General features: G+C 64.6%; 15 protein-coding genes. 12 read left to right on the top strand and 3 right to left on the bottom strand.

Annotation, left to right across the window (positions count from 1 at the left end):
* Positions 1–20: 20 nt before the first annotated feature.
* Complete coding sequence (locus AC2FNA_RS20495) at positions 21–1,766, bottom strand: cytochrome D1 domain-containing protein (RefSeq protein ID WP_496829729.1); 1,746 nt, start codon at positions 1,764–1,766, stop codon at positions 21–23.
* Positions 1,767–1,927: 161 nt separating this feature from the next.
* Between AC2FNA_RS20495 and AC2FNA_RS20490 the strand changes: the two genes are divergently transcribed.
* On the top strand, positions 1,928–3,100 hold the full coding sequence (locus AC2FNA_RS20490; protein WP_496829727.1) for an NnrS family protein: 1,173 nt from the start codon (positions 1,928–1,930) through the stop codon (positions 3,098–3,100).
* Between the two features lie 10 nt (positions 3,101–3,110).
* Here AC2FNA_RS20490 and AC2FNA_RS20485 read toward each other — a convergent pair whose 3' ends face one another.
* Positions 3,111–4,079, bottom strand: a complete 969-nt coding sequence (locus tag AC2FNA_RS20485) for a zinc transporter ZntB (RefSeq protein ID WP_496829725.1) — start codon at positions 4,077–4,079, stop codon at positions 3,111–3,113.
* Between the two features lie 226 nt (positions 4,080–4,305).
* Here AC2FNA_RS20485 and AC2FNA_RS20480 point away from each other — a divergent pair, with 226 nt between their 5' ends.
* The 11 genes from AC2FNA_RS20480 to AC2FNA_RS20430 all read left to right on the top strand — a co-directional run bounded on the left by AC2FNA_RS20480 (position 4,306) and on the right by AC2FNA_RS20430 (position 18,573).
* Positions 4,306–4,758, top strand: coding sequence for a c-type cytochrome (locus AC2FNA_RS20480; protein WP_496829723.1), 453 nt, complete (start codon positions 4,306–4,308; stop codon positions 4,756–4,758).
* A 15-nt stretch (positions 4,759–4,773) separates the two neighbouring features.
* The gene (locus AC2FNA_RS20475; protein ID WP_496829721.1) at positions 4,774–6,141 is read left to right on the top strand and encodes a cbb3-type cytochrome c oxidase subunit I; all 1,368 of its coding nucleotides are present in this window, start codon (positions 4,774–4,776) and stop codon (positions 6,139–6,141) included.
* Between the two features lie 5 nt (positions 6,142–6,146).
* Positions 6,147–6,956, top strand: coding sequence for a CbbQ/NirQ/NorQ/GpvN family protein (locus tag AC2FNA_RS20470; protein WP_496829794.1), 810 nt, complete (start codon positions 6,147–6,149; stop codon positions 6,954–6,956).
* An 8-nt stretch (positions 6,957–6,964) separates the two neighbouring features.
* Positions 6,965–8,887, top strand: coding sequence for a nitric oxide reductase activation protein NorD (locus tag AC2FNA_RS20465; RefSeq protein WP_496829719.1), 1,923 nt, complete (start codon positions 6,965–6,967; stop codon positions 8,885–8,887).
* Complete coding sequence (locus AC2FNA_RS20460) at positions 8,884–9,432, top strand: cytochrome c oxidase subunit 3 (RefSeq protein WP_496829717.1); 549 nt, start codon at positions 8,884–8,886, stop codon at positions 9,430–9,432. The genes AC2FNA_RS20465 and AC2FNA_RS20460 overlap by 4 nt, the downstream gene beginning before the upstream one ends.
* Positions 9,433–9,436: 4 nt before the next feature.
* Positions 9,437–9,694: a cytochrome C oxidase subunit IV family protein gene (locus tag AC2FNA_RS20455; RefSeq protein ID WP_496829715.1), complete on the top strand. Its 258-nt coding sequence runs from the start codon at positions 9,437–9,439 to the stop codon at positions 9,692–9,694.
* A gap of 221 nt (positions 9,695–9,915) precedes the next feature.
* Positions 9,916–11,598: a Na/Pi cotransporter family protein gene (locus AC2FNA_RS20450; RefSeq protein ID WP_496829713.1), complete on the top strand. Its 1,683-nt coding sequence runs from the start codon at positions 9,916–9,918 to the stop codon at positions 11,596–11,598.
* Position 11,599: 1 nt separating this feature from the next.
* Positions 11,600–12,439 carry an EamA family transporter gene (locus AC2FNA_RS20445; RefSeq protein WP_496829711.1) on the top strand — a complete coding sequence of 280 codons (840 nt, stop codon included), beginning with the start codon at positions 11,600–11,602 and terminating at the stop codon, positions 12,437–12,439.
* 85 nt (positions 12,440–12,524) lie between these two features.
* Positions 12,525–13,826, top strand: a complete 1,302-nt coding sequence (locus AC2FNA_RS20440) for an NAD(P)/FAD-dependent oxidoreductase (protein WP_496829792.1) — start codon at positions 12,525–12,527, stop codon at positions 13,824–13,826.
* 258 nt (positions 13,827–14,084) lie between these two features.
* The gene (locus AC2FNA_RS20435; RefSeq protein ID WP_496829790.1) at positions 14,085–15,533 is read left to right on the top strand and encodes an FAD-binding oxidoreductase; all 1,449 of its coding nucleotides are present in this window, start codon (positions 14,085–14,087) and stop codon (positions 15,531–15,533) included.
* A gap of 16 nt (positions 15,534–15,549) precedes the next feature.
* Positions 15,550–18,573 carry an adenylate/guanylate cyclase domain-containing protein gene (locus AC2FNA_RS20430; RefSeq protein WP_496829709.1) on the top strand — a complete coding sequence of 1,008 codons (3,024 nt, stop codon included), beginning with the start codon at positions 15,550–15,552 and terminating at the stop codon, positions 18,571–18,573.
* Here the strand turns inward: AC2FNA_RS20430 and AC2FNA_RS20425 are convergent.
* Positions 18,568–19,224: a Crp/Fnr family transcriptional regulator gene (locus AC2FNA_RS20425; RefSeq protein ID WP_496829707.1), complete on the bottom strand. Its 657-nt coding sequence runs from the start codon at positions 19,222–19,224 to the stop codon at positions 18,568–18,570. The two genes, AC2FNA_RS20430 and AC2FNA_RS20425, sit on opposite strands and share 6 nt — an antisense overlap.
* Positions 19,225–19,440 lie beyond the last annotated feature (216 nt).

The following is a 19,440-nucleotide window of genomic DNA, read 5'->3' as shown; positions in this document are numbered from 1 at the left end:
GCCCGCCCGACGGACCGGCGTCAGTAGACGTCGGACCGGGTGTTATAGACGTTGAACTTGCCGGTCGGGGTGATCAGGCGCGGGTCCTTGATCACGGCCTTGAGTTCCAGCGTCTTGTCGTCGACAACGACGATGGCGCTTTCCAGGTCCTTGGCGTTCCAGACCGAGAACCAGATCTCGTTGCCTTCCTGGTTGAACTCGCCCTGCACGACGCGGGGTTGACCCTCGCCGATCTCGGCCCATTCCACGATCGGAAGAACGGTGTATTCCGGCTCTTCCTGGGCCAGATCACCCAGTTTGAAGACCGCGACCGAGCCCGAGATTTCCGCATCCGGGTTCAGCGGCGCATCGACATAAAGGTGTTCCGAGGTCGGGTGCGATTTCACGAAGAGCGAACCGCCGCCCTGGGCATAGAGGGTCTGCACGACCTTCCAGGCGTTGTCGGGGTGTCCCTCGGGATCGGTGCCGATCAGCGCCACGGTCTCATCCCCCAGGTGCGAGGTTGCCCAGACCGGACCATAGGTCGGGTGCATCAGGTTGGCGCCCCGGCCCGGGTGCGGTGTCTGGCCGCCGGTCTCGACCAGCGCGGTCAGGGTGCTGTCCTTGGTATCGACCACGGCCACCTTGCCACGGGCGTTGGCCGCGACCAGGAAGTACCGCTTGGAACTGTCGAACCCGCCATCATGCAGGAAGCGTTCGGCTTCGATCTCGGTCACCTTGAGGTTCTTGATGTCCGAATAGTCGATCATCAGGATCTTCCCGGTCTCCTTGACGTTGACGATGAACTCGGGGTTGAAGTGGCTGGCCACGATGGAGGCCACGCGCGGTTCGGGGTGATAGCTCTGATCGTCATAGACCATGCCGCGGGTCGACTTGATCTTGAGCGGCTCCAGCGTGTCGCCGTCCATGATCACGTATTGCGGCGGCCAGTAGGAACCGGCAATCGCGTACTTGTCCTCGAACCCCTTGAATTTCGAAGTCTCGATCGAGCGCGCCTCGGAGCCGACCTTGATCTGGGCCACGGTGGCGGGGGTCTCCATCCACAGGTCGATCATGTTCACAAGCGCGTCGCGCCCGATCACGAACAGATAGCGGCCCGAGGCCGAGATCCGGCTGATATGCACCGCGTAACCGGTGTCGATCACCGCGTGGATCTTGTAGTTGGCACCGTCGATCAACGCCACCTGACCGGAATCGCGCAGCGTGACCGAGAACAGGTTGTCGATGTCGATATCGTTCATCTTCTCGGCCGGGCGATCCTCGGGCGCGACCAGAACTTTCCAGGTCTCGCGCATCTCGGCCATGCCGAACTCGGGCGGCGAGGCCGGATCGAGCAGGATGTAGCGCGCCATGATGTCGATTTCTTCTTCGCTCATCTCGCCGGAGGTGCCCCAGTTGGGCATACCGGCAGGAGAGCCGTAGGTGATGAAATCGCGCAGGTATTCATAGCCCACGTCGCGGGTGATGTCGGTGGTCAGCGGCTTGCCGGTGGCACCTTTGCGCAGCACGCCGTGGCACCCGGCGCAGCGTTCGAAATAGATCTTGTTGCCGATGTTGTACTCTTCCTGCGTCATCACCGGGTCGCCTTCGCGGCGTCCGGGGATTTCCAGGTTCAGGGCACCAAGGGTGGTCATGCTGGGCTGATAGGCGGCGCCGGCATCCGACCCGTGGCTGTCCTGAGCGGCAACCATGGGTGCGGCCAGGCCCAGGGCCATGGCGGCACTGGTCAGAAGCAGGGTTCTGCGAATGGCGGGGGTTGGTTTCATAACGGTATCTCCGTCGAAGGCTGGTGAGGCATGTCCGACTCTGGCAGCCCGCGCGGGGACGCTCCTTGACTTTCGTTAAGGTCAACCGCCGCCTCTGCCGTTAGCGTGACGGGACGAGCGAACGATCCCGCGCGGGCGACCCGTGCGGCAGGAGGCAAGAGATGAACGCGCTGACGCGACTGTTTTCCGAAGGGTTTCGGGTGTTTTTCCTGGCGGCGGGTGTTTACGGCCTGTTTGCCGGGGCGATCTGGGTTCTTTTTCTGGCGGGTGACGGACCCGCGCTGGCGCAGGTGCCAAGCCAGTGGCACGCTCATGAGATGGTGTTCGGTTACGCCACCGCCGCCCTTGGCGGTTTTTTTCTGACCGCGGTGCCAAACTGGACCGGCGCGCCCGGCGCGCGTCAGAGCTTCATCGCGTTGGCGGCGGGACTGTGGCTGGCCGGGCGGCTGGCGGTCTGGTACGCGGGTGCGCTGCCGCCAGTCTGGGTGGCACTGCTGGATCTGGCCTTTCTGCCGGTGCTGGCGCTGAAGATCGTGACCCAGCTGCTGAAACGTCCCAAGCCACAGAACCTGATGTTCCTTTTGTTCCTGGCCTATCTCTGGGCCGCCGACCTGTGGTTGCATCTGGACTGGATCGGGACCGGCTATGGCGATGCCGAAACCGGGCTGCGCGCCGGTCTGGCGGTGCTGTGTGCGCTGATTTCGGTGCTGGGCGGGCGGATCACCCCGGCCTTTACCCGCAACGCAATGAAACGCGCAGGCGTGGCCGAAACGATTTGGCCCGTCAGCCGGGCGCTGCTCGAACGGGCGGCGGTGGTGTTGGCTCTGCTGCTGCCGGGCATGGTGCTTGGCGGCGCGCCTGCGGGGCTGAGTGGCACGGTCGCGCTGGCCTTTGGCGTGGTGCAGGCGCTGCGGCTGATGCGCTGGGGCGGACTCTGGTGCCTGTCGCAGCCGATCCTGTGGGCGCTTCACCTGGCGCTGGCGATGCTGGCGGCGGGCATGATCCTGTGGGGGCTGGCCGGGCTGGGCCTGGGCAACGAACTGGCGGCATTGCATCTGCTGGGCATCGGCTGTGTCGGCGGCATGACGCTGGCGGTGATGAGCCGCGCGGCGCTTGGTCATTCCGGGCGCCCGCTGGTGGCGCCGGGGCCGATGGTGCTGGGCTATGGGCTGATGGCGGCGGCGGCGCTGACGCGATGGGCGGGCTCCGGCTTCGAAGCGCTTTACCTTCCGGCTATGCTGCTCGCGGGGTTGTTGTGGACGGCCGCGTTCACTACCTATCTTGCGGCGATGTGGCCAGCGCTGATTGGTCCGCGCGCGGGTTCCGCCGGATAAGGCGGTCGGCTCACAGCCATCTCAGCAGCCGGAACAGCAACACGATGGCAAGGCCCAGCAGGGCCGAGGCGCCAGCCAGCAGCCAGAAGGCCAGCGGTGATCCGGTGCCCGGCATACCCGCGATATTGACCCCGAAAAGACCGGTGAGAAACCCAAGCGGCAGGAACACGGCGGCCACCACCGACAAAACGAAACTGTTGCGGCCCAGCAGACGCACCTGTTCCGAGGCGATCTGATCCTGCACCGCGGCCAGCCGGTCGCGGGTCGCATCCAGTTCCTCGATGGTGCGACGGGTGCGATCGACAGCTTCGCGCAGCAGAACCAGCCCGGCGGGATCGAACAGCCCGGCCTCATTGCGCAAGAGCGCATCCAGCGCCTCGCGCTGTGGATGCAGATAGCGGCGCAGCTTGATTGCCTCCAGTCGCAGCGCGCTGAGCTTGTCATTCACGTCACCGGCGCCTTCCAGCGCCTCTTCCTCAATCCCGTCGGTCCGGTCGTCCAGTTCCAGCGAAACGATCTCGATCCTGTGCGACAGTCCGTGCAGCAACTCGGACAGAAACAGGGCGATACTGTCCGGCCCGCGCCCGCTGTCGGATTGCTGGCGCAATTCATCCGTGGCGCGGATACGGCGGATGCGGGCGGTGACGACAAGAGAGGGCGTCACCCAGAGCCGCAGCGAAACCATGTCTTCGCGCGCCGATCCCGGGTTCAGGTTGACGCCGCGCAGGTTGAGCAGGATGCCATCGGCCAGCGGGTCGCAGCGGGGACGGGTCTCGGTCTGGGTCAGTGCGCTGGCGGCAACCGGTGGAAGATGCGCACGAAGCCAGTCGGCGCTGGCGGGGTCCGAAAGGTCGAGATGCAGCCAGCGAAACCCGGTGCCCGCGACGGGCGCAGGCGCCGGCCAACTCTCGGTGACGGGGCTGGCATGACCAGCGTCGAAATCGAACGCGTGGATTGGGGCGAGGATTTTTGCGGGCATGGTGATCGGCCTGTTTTGCACCAAGAGTGACCCGCACCCGCACCCGCTGTCCAGCGTAAATGCGGGCAGTTTCTCCGCCATTTCGGGCGCCCTCGCTGGGTGTCACAACGAGGCCCGCAAGGGCCGATGAGCGGCATTCGGCGCCAGTCTTGACTTTGGTTAAGGCATCTTTCTCCCCGCCCGCCATTGTCGCCCCCATCAGAAACGCGGCGCAAAGGAGAGCGCGATGCGCGAAGTCATGACCAAAAGCATGGCCCGCAACATATTCTATGGCGGGTCCCTCTTCTTCATCCTCATCTTCCTGGCCCTGTCGGCCCATTCCCACCGTTACATCACTTCGACCTCGACCAATGCCGAAACGCTGACCGCCAGTGTTGCAGACGGCAAGCATGTCTGGGAGAAACACGCCTGCATCAACTGCCATTCGATCCTGGGCGAGGGCGCCTATTTCGCCCCCGAGCTGGGCAATGTAATGACGCGCTGGGGGGTGCAGGACGATCCCGATGCCGCCTTTGAGATGCTCAAGGGCTGGATGGAGGCACAACCCACCGGCATCGAAGGCCGCCGCCAGATGCCGCGCTTCGACCTCAGCGACACGGAGATGCGGAACCTGTCCGATTTCCTGCTGTGGACGAACACGATCGACACCCAGGGCTGGCCCCCCAACGACGCCGGCTGAGAAGGGAGCACAGAGATGAAATACGAATCCCAGAAAATCGCCCTCGTCTACTTTGCCGTAGCGATGGGCCTGTTTGCGATCCAGGTGCTGGGCGGTCTGCTCGCCGGCTGGATCTATGTGGCCCCCAACACGCTGAGCGAGCTGTTGCCGTTCAACATCGTGCGGATGCTGCACACCAACTCACTCATCGTCTGGCTGATCCTCGGATTCTTCGGGGCGGCCTATTTCCTGATCCCCGAAGAGGCCGAGCGCGAGATCCACTCGACCAAACTGGCCTATATCCAGCTGGCGATCCTGGTTCTGGGCACGCTTGGCGTGGTGGTGACCTATGTGTTCAACCTGTTCGAGGGCCATTGGCTTTTGGGCAAGGAGGGGCGCGAGTTCATCGAACAGCCCAAATGGGTCAAGGCGGGCATCGTCGTGGCGGCGCTGATCTTTCTCTACAACGTCTCGATGACGGTGCTGAAGGGCAAGAAGACCGCGATCACCAATATCCTGCTTCTGGGCCTCTGGGGTCTGGCGCTCTTGTTCCTGTTCAGCTTCTACAACCCGTCGAACCTGGCGCTGGACAAGCAGTACTGGTGGTACATCGTGCACCTCTGGGTCGAAGGCGTGTGGGAGCTGATCATGGCCTCGATCCTGGCCTATCTGATGCTGAAACTGACCGGCGTAGACCGTGAAGTGGTCGAGAAATGGCTTTATGTCATCGTCGCCGCCGCGCTGTTCTCGGGCATTCTGGGCACTGGCCACCACTATTACTGGATCGGGACGCCGGGGTATTGGCAGTGGATCGGGTCGATCTTCTCCTCGCTCGAGGTCATCCCCTTCTTCGCGATGATGGCCTTTGCCTTTGTCATGGTCTGGAAGGGCCGCCGGGACCACCCGAACAAGGCCGCTCTGCTGTGGTCGCTGGGATGTGCCACGCTCGCCTTCTTTGGCGCCGGGGTCTGGGGCTTCCTGCACACGCTGCACGGGGTGAACTATTACACCCACGGCACCCAGATCACCGCCGCCCACGGGCACCTGGCGTTCTTTGGGGCCTATGTGTCGCTGAACCTGGCGATCTTCAGCTATGCGATGCCGATCCTGTTGAACCGCGATCCCTATAACCAGGTGCTCAACATGGCGTCCTTCTGGCTGATGAGCAGCGGCATGGTCTTCATGACCTTTGTGCTGACCTTTGCCGGCACCATCCAGACCCACCTGCAACGGGTCATGGGCGAATACTTCATGGACGTCCAGGACCAGGTGGCGATCTTCTACTGGATGCGCTTTGGCTCTGGTCTGGTGGTGGTGATCGGTGCGCTTCTGTTCATCTATGCCATGTGGGTACCGCGGCGCGAGATTATCGAGCGTGGCGCAGTCGAAACACCGGCCGAGTGATGCAGATGGACGGATCGAAACATATGGGAACGGGGGCGGCAGACGCCCCCTTCTACCTCGCCCAGGGTGATGAATGCGATATCTTCACCGCCGCTTATAACAACAACCTGCCGGTCCTTCTGAAAGGTCCGACCGGCTGCGGCAAGACCCGCTTTGTGGCCCATATGGCGGCAAAACTCGGCCGCCCGCTTTACACCGTAGCCTGTCATGACGATCTGGCCGCCGCCGATCTGATCGGGCGCTATCTGCTCAAGGGTGGCGAGACGGTCTGGGTCGACGGGCCGCTGACCCGCGCGGTGCGCGAGGGGGCGATCTGTTACCTCGACGAGGTGGTCGAGGCCCGCAAGGACGTGACCGTTGTGCTGCACCCGCTGACCGATGATCGCCGCATCCTGCCGATCGACCGTACCGGCGAAGAGCTGGAAGCCGCCCCCGGCTTCATGCTGGTCGCATCCTACAACCCCGGTTACCAGAACATCCTCAAGACCCTGAAACCCTCGACTCGGCAACGCTTCTTGTCGCTGGAATTCGACTTCCCCGCGCCCGAGTTGGAGGCGCGCGTCGTGTCGCAGGAAAGCGGCCTGTCGCTGGAGCGGTGCAAGCCGCTGATCCGGCTCGCGGGCAAGCTGCGCGGGCTCAAGGGGCAGGATCTGGAGGAAGGGGTCTCTACCCGCCTCGTTGTCTATGCCGCGACCCTGATCGCGCAGGGCATGCCGACCGAACGCGCCATCCTGGCCGCCATGGTCGAACCTCTCACAGATGACGAGGATATCAAACGCGGGCTCCTCGATCTGACCACCGCCGTCTTTGGGTGAGGCCGGCGATGGTCCAGATCGACTTCGAGCCATGGGAACCCGAGGAGACAATCGGGAAACTGTGGCATAGCCTTGCCAGCCGTCTCGACGCACCATTGGTGCACGAAGGAGCCGCGGTCGACCTGTCAGAGGTCGCGGGACGGCTGGCCGTTCTTTTCCGGGGTCTGGGTGGCAGCGCCGGGGTCGAGCTGCGCCCGGTCTCGCCCGAGATCTCGCGCCACCGGTTGAGTTGGCGCCGCCGTCTGGGCACCGAGGCCGAGGCGCTGCCACGTGCCAGTTTCGACGGCGAGGTGCTGCGCCTGCCGGACCGGCTGGCGGTGTTCCCGATGCGCGCGGCCAACGGGGCGCTTTATGTCTGGTTGGCCGCCGCCACCGCCCATGCCGGCACCCGTGTCGAAGAGGATGACCCGCTACGCGCCGATCTGCGGACGCTGTCAGCGGCACAGGCAATGGTGGCGGCAACGTTATCCGACGCACCCGGCCTGCGCCCGCTTTACGCCGAACTGTGCAAGGGCCTGTTACAGCAGCGCGACCTGCCGAACCTACCCCCTGCCGAGGCCGCGGTCGAAGAGTTGATCCGCCAGATGCTGGGCGACCCGCAACCGCTCTCGACGCGGGCTGCGCAGTTTCAGGCGATGGACGAGACCCTCACCGCCCCGCGCGGCTATCAGCCATTTCGCCCGGTGCCGCTCTGGCCCGAGCTGCGCGCAGTGGCCCTGTCCGAACATCACGAGGCCGAAAGCCGCGATACAGAGGGGCCGCCCGAGGAATCGGGCGAAAAGACCCACCGCGCCCGGCGCCGCAAATCCGACATGGCCGCGCGCCACGACAGTTTCATCCTGCACAAGTTCGAAGCGATCCTGAGCTGGGCCGAGTTCCTGAACCTCAACCGCCGGGTCGATGACGATGATCCCGACAATGCCAAAAAGGCCGCCGACGATCAGGACGAGATCGGTTTGGGTCAGATTTCCAAGGCGCCGCCGACGCGGCTGAAACTGCATCTGGATCTCGCACCCGAAGATGTGGACCGCGAGCGGCTGTCGGGCCGGGTGCTTTATCCCGAATGGGACGTGCGCACCGGTGCCTATCTGCCCGACCATGTCAATGTCCTGACCTCCGAGGCCGAGATCCGTGACGGCGCCGAGGCCCTTACCCATGATCCGGCCACCGCCCGCCGCATTCGCGCGGTCAAGCGCCAGTTCGAGGCATTGCGCCCGGGCCGGATGATGACGCGCGGCCATCTGGACGGCGACCAGCTGGATGTCGAGGCCGCCGTGCGCGGCCATCTGGACCGGCTTGCCAATGGCGAGGGCAGCGAGCGCATCTGGATGCAGTCGCGCCCGGTGGCGCGCGATCTGGCGGTGTCGATCCTGCTCGATGTCTCGCGCTCGACCGAAAGCGCGGTCTCGGGCCGCGCGGTGATCGACATCGAACGCGAGGCGCTGGCGGCGCTGGCCTGGGGGCTGGATGCCTGCGGCGACGATTTCGCCATCCACGCCTTCAGCTCGCTGAAACGCGCGCGGGTCTATGTGCAGCGCTGCAAGGGCTTCGGCGAAATGATGAGCGGTCAGGTCGAGGCCCGCATCGCCTCGCTGCGACCCGGCTTCTACACCCGGCTTGGCGCAGCGATCCGCCATGCCTCGGCCGATCTGGCCGGGCAGGGGCGCAAGCGGCGGCTGCTGTTGGTGATCACCGATGGCAAGCCCAACGATCTGGACCACTACGAGGGCCACCACGGCATCGAAGATACCGCCATGGCGGTGCGCGAGGCGCGCCGCGCCGGACAATCGGTGTTTGGTGTCACCATCGATAAATCCGGTAAAAGCTGGTTCCCCCGCATGTTCGGGCAGGGCGGATTTGCCGTGATCCCCGACCCCCACCGGCTGACACTGGCCCTGCCGCAGATCTATCGGCATCTGGTCGGGGCATGAACGAGCGTTCGCTGATCGACGAGTTGCCGGGCGAACTCATGATGTGGGTTCTGATCCTGTCCGAGCTATTGGTGTTCGGTGCCGGGCTGGTGGCGTTGCTGGCGGTACGGCTGAGCGATCCGGCAGGCTTTGCCGAGGCGCAGGACCATCTCCACCGCACTGGGGCCGCTCTCAACACCTTGGTGCTGGTCACGTCGGGTTACCTCGCGGCTTGTGCGCTCCATTGGCGCCGCGCGGGTCTGCGCGCACGGCCGAGGTGGGCCTTGGCGGGCGCGGCGGCGCTGGGGGCGCTGTTTCTGGTGATCAAGGGCGCGGAATATGCCGGCAAGGCGGCCCAGGGGATCAGCTATGACTCTCATCCGTTTTTCATGTTCTACTACCTGCTGACCGGGTTTCACGCGGCGCATGTTCTGGCCGGGGTCGCGATCCTGCTGCTGGTGGCCTGGCGCGATGCGCCTCGCAATATCGAGGCGGGCGCGCAGTTCTGGCATATGGTCGATCTTGTCTGGGTCCTGCTCTACCCGGTCGTCTATCTGGCAGGGTAAGGGGATGCGCGCGTTTCTCTCCGACCCATTGAACCGCGCCTGGCTGGCGCTGCTGGCGTTGAGCCTTGCGGGCGCGCTTCTGACACTGGCGCCGGTGCCGCAGGCGCTGATCGGCGCAGGTGTACTGATGCTGGCGCTGGTCAAGGCCCGTCTGATCCTGTCGCGCTATCTGGAACTGGGGCAAAGCCCGGCCTGGATGCGCGGCATCGGAACAGTCCTGACCGGGTTTGTACTGCTATTGCTGGTGCTATCCCTGCTCTGATCGCCATTTCGTGACCGTCTTTGCCCGGAAAATACCGGTTTTGTGGGTTTGGCCATTGCACGTTTGCGCAAACAAAGGCAGCTTGGGTCAATTCTGGACCCCGGCCTGTTGAGTCTCACATCTTTCCGAGAGCGGCGGGGGCCACTCGGACATAAGACAAGGAGCCCGCCACGTTGAACCGCCCCCTGCACCTCCGCGCGACCTGCCCCGAAGGCTGAGCGATGGCGATCTTTTCCTTTCTGATCAGCCTTGCGGGCGCGACGATGCTGCTGCTGTTTGCGGTGCGGATGGTGCGCACGGGGATCGAGCGCGCCTATGGCTCGTCGTTCCAGCGGGTGATGACCGGCAATAGCGGCGTGATGCGGGCCGGGGCGGTGGGACTGGTCATGGCGGTGGTGCTGCAAAGCTCGGCCGCGGTGGCGCTGCTGACTTCGGGCTTTGCCGGGGCGGGGCTGATGGGGTTCGGTCAGGGGCTGGCGATCGTGCTGGGCGGCGATCTGGGCTCGGCGCTGGTGATCCAGATCCTGTCCTGGCGGCTGGACTGGCTGGTACCGCTGCTCTTGGCGGTGGGCGGCTGGCTGTTCGTCAAGACCGAACAGCGCAAGGCGCGTCAGTTCGGGCGCATCCTGATGGGTATCGCCTTTATCCTGATCTCGCTGCGGTTCCTGCGCGAGGCGATGGACCCGATCCGAGACAGCGCCTTTCTACCCGCCATCGCCGACTATCTGGCGCGCGACTATGTCACCGCCTTTATCGTCGGTGGCGCGCTGGCCTTTGTCATGCATTCGTCGGTTGCGGCGATCCTGATGTGCGTGACGCTGGTTCAGATCGGCGCGATTCCCTTTGCCGCGGGCCTGTCGCTGGTGCTGGGGGCAAATTTCGGCAGCGCCTTCATCCCGGTCTGGCTGTCGCGCGGCATGACGATGCCCGCCCGGCGCATCCCATTCGCCAATCTGGCGCTGCGCGGCACCTGGGCGGTGCTGTGCCTTTTTGCGGTCAACCTGGCGCTGCGCAACGGTCTGGGCGCCGGTGAGCATGGCGGGCAGGAGCTGGTCTATGCGCATCTGGCATTCAACGCGTCGCTGTTGGTGCTGGCGCTGCCATTCTGCAACCTGCTGGCCGCGCCCTTGACCCGGCTGTTGCCGGACCCGGCGCAGCCGGTCGATGCGGACACACTGGCGCGCCCGGCCTCCAGCCTCGACCCCGCCCATATCGGCAGCCCGGCGCAGGCGGTGTCGAGCCTGAAGCGCGAATTGCTGCGCATGGCCGATCTGGTCGAGGCGATGTTCCGCCCCGTTCTGGGCCTCTATCGCGATGGCGACAAGACCCGGATCAAGGCGGTGCAATCGCTGGACAAAGAGGTGAATGCTTGCCTGTCGGGCATCCGCCGTTATGTTGCCGCGCTGCCCGCCGATCAGATCGGCAAGGACGCGGCGCGCAGCGCGCGTGACATGCTGGAATATGCGGTGCGGCTGGAAACCGCCGGTGACGTCGTGGCCGGGCGGCTTTGCGTTCTGGCGGGCGATCTGCGCAAGACCGGCAACCAGTTCTCGAAAGAGGGTTGGTCCGAGTTGCAGCAGATGCACGAGACCATTCTGGCCAACATGAAACTGGCCTCGAACGTGTTGATCTCGGACGATCTGGAAAGCGCGCGCCTGTTGAGCCTGGAAAAGACCGAGCTGAAACGCGCCGAGCGCAGCAGCCGCAAGCGGCATTTCCGGCGCTTGCAGAATGGCGAGGTGCAGAGTTTCGACACCAGCGACTGTCATCTGGAAACCCTGCGTGCCCTGCGCGAATTCAACAGCCATGTCTCGGCTGTGGCCTATCCGATACTTTATGCCAACGGCCAACTGCTAGAGACCCGCCTGATCGAAACCCTGCCAGCAACGCAGGACGAGGACTGAGATGTCGGCGGGCATCGTCGCCATCATTTTGTCGGCGGCCCTGTTGCACGCGATCTGGAACGCCATTGTCAAAAGCGCGGCGGACCGCACCACGATGCTGGGCCTTGTCGCCTCGGGCCATGTGCTGGCGGGCGCGGTCATGGTTACGCTGCTGCCGCTGCCCGCACCCGAAAGCCTGCCCTATATCCTGCTCTCGACGGTGATCCATTTCGGCTATTACTACATGCTGGGGCAGGCCTATCGTCACGGCGATCTGAGCGTGGTCTATCCCATCGCGCGCGGCATCGTGCCGGCGCTGGTGGCGCTTTGGGCGCTGCTCTTGCTAGGTGAAACCCTGCCGGTCCAGGCCTGGGTGGGCATCGCCACCATCGCCGCCGGTATCCAGCTGAGCAGCTGGTCGGCGCTGCGCCTCGGGGTCGGGCGCGCGGCGCTGGGGTTTGCGGTGGGCACGGGCCTGTGTATCTCGGCCTATTCCGTGGTCGACGGGATTGGGGTGCGGCTGTCGCAGAACACGCTGTCATATTGGGCCTGGGGGGCGTTCCTGCATCTCTTCATCGCGGGTTTTGTGGCGATCCGAAAACGGGACACGCTGGCGGGGTTGAAGCCAAAGGTCTGGGCCACCGGCATCCTGGGCGGGTTGGTGTCGATGGCGGCCTATGGGCTGGTCCTTTATGCCAAGAACTTTGCCCCCCTTGGCGCGGTCTCGGCCCTGCGCGAAACCTCGGTGATCTTTGCCGCCCTGATCGGCTTTGTCTTTCTGGGCGAGGGCAACTGGAAACGCCGTCTGGGGGCGGCGGCGCTGATGGCGGCAGGGGTGGCGCTGATCGGCATGGCGGGTTGAGATAACGGCTGATCAAAAATTTGATCATATCTGGCAGGCCTCTGAATTTGCTGCTATAGCAGGCGGCGAAACAGGGGATGAGATGATGGACCTGCTGACCGTAAACGACCGCCCCGGCGAATACCCGCCGTCATACTACGCCGCGCAGGCAAAGAAGCTGGACCCGTTCCCCCAGGCGAAGGGCGCGCTGACTTGTGATGTCTGCGTTGTGGGCGGTGGGTTCACCGGGCTTTCGGCGGCGCTGCATCTGGCGCAGCGCGGCTATGACGTGGTCCTGCTCGAGGCGCAGCGCGTGGGGTTCGGCGCCTCTGGCCGCAATGGCGGCCAGGTGGGGCAGGGACAGCGGCTGGAACAGGAAGAACTGGAAAAGATGCTGGGCCGTGAGCATGCCCATGCCCTGTGGCAGGTGGCGCGGCAATCGGTCGATCTGGTGCGCGACCTGGCTGCCTCGGATCTGGTGCATGCCGATTTCCATCCCGGCATCATCCATGCCGATCACCGCGAACGTTTCGTGTCGCACAGCCACGACCATGTCCGCCACATGCGCGAGGAATACGGCTATACCGCGATCCGGGCGCTCGACCGGGACGAGATGCGGCACCTGGTGGCCTCGGACGCCTATCACGGCGGGTCGATTTACGAGGATGCGGGCCATATCGACCCGCTGGAACTGGTGCTGGGTCTGGCCCGGATGGCGGTGGCCGCAGGCGCGCGTATCTTCGAGCGCTCGAAAGTGACCGCACTAACCGAGGGCGATCCCGCCTATCTGCGCACCGATCAGGCCGAGATCACAGCGCGCCATGTGGTGTTGGGCTGCAACGGTTATCTGGGCCGTCTTGATGACCGGGTGGCGGCGCGGGTCATGCCGATCAACAACTATATCATCGCCACCGAACCATTGGGGCCCGAACGGCAAGAGGCACTGATCCGCAACAATCACGCGGTGGCCGACAGCAAGTTCGTGATCAATTATTTCCGGTTCTCCGACGATCACCGGCTGCTGTTCGGTGGCACCGAAAGCTATGGCTATCGCTTTCCCTCCGACATCGCCGCCAAGGTGCGCAAGCCGATGCTCGAGATCTTTCCGCAACTGGCCGATGTGCGGATCGACCATGCCTGGGGAGGGACGCTTGGCATCACCATGAACCGGATGCCGCATTTCGAACGGCTGTCGGGCAATATGCTGAGCCTGTCGGGCTTCTCGGGTCATGGTGTGGCGCTGGCAACCCTGGCGGGGCAGATCGCGGCGGAAACCATCGCCGGACAGGCGGAAAGGTTCGACCTGATGGCACGCGTGCCCGGGCGCCCGTTTCCTGGCGGCCCGGCACTGCGCACACCGCTGCTGATCCTGGCGATGCTGTGGTTCAGCCTGCGCGACCGGTTGTGACAGAGACATCTCAGGGGTAGAGCCGGTTCAGATTTTTCGACCTAAGCGAGAGAACCGATTGCAAAATACGGGGCGGCTCTCTTACGATGCCCCCAGATATTCTCTGTTTAGGACATAGCCGTGCTTTGGTATGATAGTCGTGCGCAACGTTTGCGCGAAAAATCCGCAGTTTGGGCCGTAAATCAAAAGACCGACCCCAGTTTTCAGGGGCTTCCGCCGAAATACGCCGAAGAGCTTCAAAAGAACATCTTGGGCACCGTGGTGCTGCCCGGCGACCCTGAATACAACGCCGACCGGATGCTGTCGAACCCCCGGTTCTCGGCCTATCCGCAGGTCATCGTCTATTGCGAGGTCGAGACCGACGTGGCCGAATGCCTGCGGGTGGCGCGGGCGCTGTCGATGGCGGTCGTGGTGCGCTCGGGCGGGCACAGCACGGCGGGCTTCTCGTCGCAGAACGGGTTCCTGATCGACGTCAGCCGGATGAACGATGTCTGCATCAGCCCCGAGGCGCTGCGCGCCTGGGTCGGGCCGGGCACCAATTTCGGCAAGTTCAACGCCAAGCTTCTGCCCTATGATCTGCACACGCCCGGTGGTGCCTGCCCCGATGTCTGTGTCGGCGGCTACATGCAGGGTGGAGGATACGGTTTTACCGCGCGTATTTTCGGCATGAACTGCGACCAGGTCGAGGAAATCCGCGTGATGATGACCGACGGTCGCATCGTGCATGCCAATGCCGAGCTGAACCCCGATCTGTTCTGGGCGGTGCGCGGCGGCACAGGCAGCAACTTTGGCGTACTGCTGGGGGTCAAGTACCGGCTGTATCGCGGTTCGACCTTCTCGGGCTTTTCCGTGCGCTGGTCGATGCAGACCGACGCGGGCGTGCAGGATACCGCGACCTCGCTGGCCTGGCTGCAAGAGAACTTCATGCGCACCGGCGCGCCCGACACCATGGGTTATCAGATGATCTGGGCCTTCGAGGGGCCCGAGGGGCAGACCAAGGAACCGGTGCTGCTGATGCGCGGGATGTATCGCGGCACCCGCGAGGAGTTGCAGGAGAAGCTGGCCCCGGTGCTGGCGCTCCCCGGCGCCACCTTGCAAGCGCTTTACGATCCGCAGCAATATATCGACCTCAACCGTATCCTGCTGAGCGAACCCTACGAGGTGCCGGAATTCCCCGCCGACATGACGCCGATGCCGCCTCCCGAGGCAAAGATCAGCCGTTATGTCGCCAAGCCGATCGACGCTGCAGGCTGGAAGGTACTGCTGGACTATTTCCGAACCTCACCCAGCCCCTATACGATCGCCGCGATGGAGATCTATGGCGGCGCCATCGCCCGCATGCCAAAGGGCGAAAACGCCTTCTTTCACCGGGATGTGTATTGCGACCTGTTCTTTGACGTGTTCTGGCTGACGGAACAGGAGAAGGAAACCATGCTGGCGTTCATCGCGGGTTGGGAGGCAGCCTTTGCCCCGCATTGGACCGGGCAGAGCTATCAGAACTATCCCAGCCCGGACAATCCCGGCTTTGCCGACGAATACTGGGGCGATACCTATTGGCTGCTGCGTTTGATCAAGCACAAATACGACCCGCTCAACCTGCTGCGCTTCCCGCAAAGCATCGAGCCGCTGGAATGGCATCCGCCGGGGCCGGGATTCCCGCCGGGTTTCCATGGCTTCGAGGAACCGATCAAGGCGATCACCGGATAACGGAGAAATGACTGAAATGTCCCGAACCATCGGCTCTGTCACCTTATGGCTGGCCGATATCGGCCTGGAGGTTTATGCCGAGCGGTTCGAACAGGCCGATATCGACCTGGAGGTGCTGGAGCATTTGTCGGATCAGGATCTGACGGATCTCGGGGTGATCTCTCTGGGACACAGGCGCAAGATCCTGGCACGCATCGCCGACCTGCGCGATGCGCCTGACGTCGTTGTGCCATCCGCCCCGGTCGAGGACCAGAGCGAGCGCCTCTATCTGACCGTGGTGTTCTGCGATCTGGTCGGATCGACCCAACTTGCCCATTCTCTGGGCGAGGAACGGTTCACCGACCTGCTTGGCGAATTCTACCGTGCGGTGGACGGCGCGGTAGATCGATATGGCGGCCATGTGGCGCAGTATCACGGCGACGGAGTGCTGATCTATTTCGGCTATCCGCAGGCACTGGAGGATGCGGCGCTGCGCGGCGTGATGGCCGCCTGCGAGTCCTGCCGCCGCGTCGGCGCCATCGCGGTGCCGGGGGCGCGGCCGATGCAGGTGCGGGTCGGGGTCGCCTCGGGGCCGGTGGTGATCGGGGACCGGCACCTCAGCCAGCACGCGCGGGGCGGGCGGGCCTATGGCGCGGTGGTCAATCTGGCCGCGCGACTTCAGGCCGAGGCGCAACCGGGCGGTGTCGTGGTCTCGGACACCACGGCGGCGCTCATCAAGCATCATTTCGAGTTGAATTTCCTGGGCCTCAGGCAGCTCAAGGGGATCGACGAACCCGCGCCGGTCTACGCGGTCGAGGCACGCCGGACCCCCGATCTGGGCGTGGCGCTGTTGGCCCGTCCCGACCGGGTGCCCTTTGTCAATCGGAAAGCGGAACTGGCGCGGCTGTCGGCCTGCTGGAACGCAGTCGCGATGGGGGCGTTCAACCTGATCACCGTGGCCGGTGAGCACGGCATCGGAAAATCGCGGTTGGTGGGAGAGTTCCTTGACCGGCTGCGGCACGAGGACCGGCCGGTCCGCCATGTCAACTGTCCCCAGCAGGGCCGCGACACACCCTATGGCGCCTTCCGGCTGCTGTTGGATCACGATCCCGATCTACCTGCCGCAACGACCCTGCGGGCCGAGCTGGAGGCCGTTCCCAGAGCAACCCAGGCCGAGCGCCGCCAGCGCCGGGCACGTGTGATCAGCCTCTTGGCGGATCACTTCGGCAGAACCGAATCCGGGCCCAAGGTTTTGTGGATAGACGATCTGCAATGGGCCGACCCCTCGACCATCGACGTTCTGCTGACACTGGCCTCGCGCCGCCCGCCGGGCCTGATGCTGATTGTCAGCGCCCGCAACGCGCTGCCAGACCAGCGGTTGATGCATGTGGACGGATCGGTGCCGATTTCGCTGGGGTTGATGTCGCCGGAACATACCAACAGCATCGTGCGCGAGGTCCTTGGAGATGCGAAGGGCGCCGAAGCTCTGGTGGCGCCGCTGGTGGCAAGGGCCGAGGGCATCCCCGTCTTTGCCGAGGAACTGGCGTTGGAGATGCGGGCGCGGCTGGCGGGACCCGAGGATGTGGATGCCGACAACCTGCCGGACATGTCGGTACCCTCCAGCCTGCAACAGAGCCTTCAGGCACGTATTCGTCGGCTGGCGCGCGCGCGTCCACTGCTGCGGCTGGTGGCAAGCATCGGGCGCGAGGCGCCCTTGCCGCTGCTGCGCGACCTCTGGCCTGGCCCCGGCTCCATCGAAGAGGCGCTGGACGAGCTGATCGCGGCGGGGCTGGCGGAACTGCACCTTGCCCGCGACAGCCAACACGAAAACCGGCTGATCCTGCGTCACCAGCTTCTTCAGGATTGTGCCTATGACATCATCCTGACCCGCGACCGCGAGCGCATCCACACCGCTATCGCCGAAGCGTTGGCGCGCCGCCGCGCCGAAGGGCAGGCGGTGGAACCGACGTTGATGGCCGATCAGCTTGAACGGGCCGGGCGGTTGCGCCCTGCCGCAGAACTGTGGGCCGAGGCCGGGCGTGGCGCCGCCGCACAATCGGCTGATGCCGAGGCCGTGGCCCTGTTCCGCCGGGCGCTGGCGCTGGTGCCCCGGATCGGCGCCACCGAAGGCGACTGGAGCGACCAGTTCGAGGCCGACACCTTGCTGGCGCTGTTCCCGGCGCTGATCGGGGCCAAGGGCTATCGCGCAGCGGGCGAGGATGTGCTGGGCCGGATCAACGCGCTGATCGAACGTACTGGTGGCAGCCAGCGGGTGTTCTCGACCATGTTCTTTCGCTGGATCGACATCTGCGTGCAGGGCGATATCGACGCGGGCCACGAATTTGCCGTGGGGCTGGCCGATATCGCGCGCTCGGATCCGACCGGCCTGCATGCGCTGGTGCTCGACCGGATGCTGGGCTCGAGCCACATGTTCCGGGGGGAGTTCGACGACGCGCGACAGTATCTGGACCGGTTCCTCGCCACCTATGACCCGACCCTTCATGCCGAGCCGTTGCGGCCGTTCGGCGCCACCGACAATCACGCCACCGTTCTGTGTTGCATTGCAGCGATCGAGGCCTTCACCGGCACCCCCGAGGATACCCGCGTCGCCACGGCGGCGGCGCTGGCCTCAGCACGCGCCTCCGAGATGATCCACACGTTGTGTCACACACTGACCTTCGGCGCCGCCTTTCCGGCCGCGATCCGCCGCGACTGGGGGGCATTTCGCGACCATGCCAGCGAGTTGAAACAGCTGGCCCAGAGCAGGCAACTGGCCTTTTGGCTTGTCTATGCCCGGATGCTGGCCGGCATCGGAGATATTGCCGCGGGACGGGTCGACGAGGGCCAGGCCGAGTTCGCCTATGGCAGCAGGGTTCTGGGCGAGCAGGGGTTCGAATTCCTGCAACCCACCTTTCGGGTGATCCATGCCATGGCCGAGGAAACCGCGCTGCGGGACGGGCCAAGCGGCGATCTGGCTGCGCTGGAGCGCGCAATTCGTTCGGGCGAGCGCTGGATGCTGCCCGAATGCCTGCGGCTCAAGGAGCGCTGGGGCAGGTCATAGCCCTTCGAACAGCTGCTCTATATCCGCGATTTCGAGCCGCCGTCGCCCGGTCTCGATCACTCCGGCGGCGGCAAGCCGCGCCATCACGCGGCTGACCGCCTCGCGGGTGGCACCGATATAGTTGGCGATCACGTCATGCGTGGGGCTGGGATCGAGCACACCGCCCGGTTTGAGTTGCTGCGCCGCCTGTGCCTGCTGGATCAGCAACGCCCGTACCCGCTTGTCCACGTCGTGCACCACCAGGCCAAACACCCGTTCGGTCAGCGCCCGGTTGCGCTCGGCCAGGTCGATGGCCAGGTTATGGGCCAGCCGCGGTTCCCGCGCCATCCATTCAAGCAACCGCTGCGCTGGCATCCGCGCCAGAATCGTGGTTTCGGCGGCAGAGATGGTGAGCGAGCGCGGCCGCCCGTCCAACGCCGACAATTCCCCGAAATAGCGACCTGAGGTGATCTCGGTAAACGCCACCTCCTTGCCGTTGGGCGACAACAAAAGACCGACCAGACGACCTCGCACAACCACGTACATCTCGGTCGAGGTTTCGCCCTGCTCCATCACGGTCTGGCCGGTATAGACAGTGACCAGCTCCAGATCGGCCGCGAATTCGGCCAGAACCTCGGTCTCGAGCCCGGCCAGCAGCGAAACGCCCGTCAAGACGGTTTCAAGTGGCGGAATGGTTTTTCGGTTCGTGGGGCGCACGCGCTGCCTTCCTTCTCGACCGAGACTTGTAAATCCAAGGGGTTATAACGTCTATCTGGACAGAGGAGTACTGCGTCGACGCCCGATTGCCAAGTCCCGTGCGCGGGGCGGTCCGAGAACCGATTGCACAACGCAAGGTAATGCCCGCGCCCCATATGCCCGCAGGGCGCG

Source organism: Ruegeria sp. YKSD163 (assembly GCF_059612905.1).
Note: the sequence above shows the minus strand (reverse complement) of the source record. Positions and strands in the feature narration are given on the sequence as shown.

Bases quoted from the DNA above. Each gene is read 5' to 3' on its own strand.
- AC2FNA_RS20495 (WP_496829729.1), bottom strand. From the start codon at position 1,766: ATGAAACCAACCCCCGCCATTCGCAGAACCCTGCTTCTGACCAGTGCC.
- AC2FNA_RS20490 (WP_496829727.1), top strand. From the start codon at position 1,928: ATGAACGCGCTGACGCGACTGTTTTCCGAAGGGTTTCGGGTGTTTTTC.
- AC2FNA_RS20485 (WP_496829725.1), bottom strand. From the start codon at position 4,079: ATGCCCGCAAAAATCCTCGCCCCAATCCACGCGTTCGATTTCGACGCT.
- AC2FNA_RS20480 (WP_496829723.1), top strand. From the start codon at position 4,306: ATGCGCGAAGTCATGACCAAAAGCATGGCCCGCAACATATTCTATGGC.
- AC2FNA_RS20475 (WP_496829721.1), top strand. From the start codon at position 4,774: ATGAAATACGAATCCCAGAAAATCGCCCTCGTCTACTTTGCCGTAGCG.
- AC2FNA_RS20470 (WP_496829794.1), top strand. From the start codon at position 6,147: ATGGACGGATCGAAACATATGGGAACGGGGGCGGCAGACGCCCCCTTC.
- AC2FNA_RS20465 (WP_496829719.1), top strand. From the start codon at position 6,965: ATGGTCCAGATCGACTTCGAGCCATGGGAACCCGAGGAGACAATCGGG.
- AC2FNA_RS20460 (WP_496829717.1), top strand. From the start codon at position 8,884: ATGAACGAGCGTTCGCTGATCGACGAGTTGCCGGGCGAACTCATGATG.
- AC2FNA_RS20455 (WP_496829715.1), top strand. From the start codon at position 9,437: ATGCGCGCGTTTCTCTCCGACCCATTGAACCGCGCCTGGCTGGCGCTG.
- AC2FNA_RS20450 (WP_496829713.1), top strand. From the start codon at position 9,916: ATGGCGATCTTTTCCTTTCTGATCAGCCTTGCGGGCGCGACGATGCTG.
- AC2FNA_RS20445 (WP_496829711.1), top strand. From the start codon at position 11,600: ATGTCGGCGGGCATCGTCGCCATCATTTTGTCGGCGGCCCTGTTGCAC.
- AC2FNA_RS20440 (WP_496829792.1), top strand. From the start codon at position 12,525: ATGGACCTGCTGACCGTAAACGACCGCCCCGGCGAATACCCGCCGTCA.
- AC2FNA_RS20430 (WP_496829709.1), top strand. From the start codon at position 15,550: ATGTCCCGAACCATCGGCTCTGTCACCTTATGGCTGGCCGATATCGGC.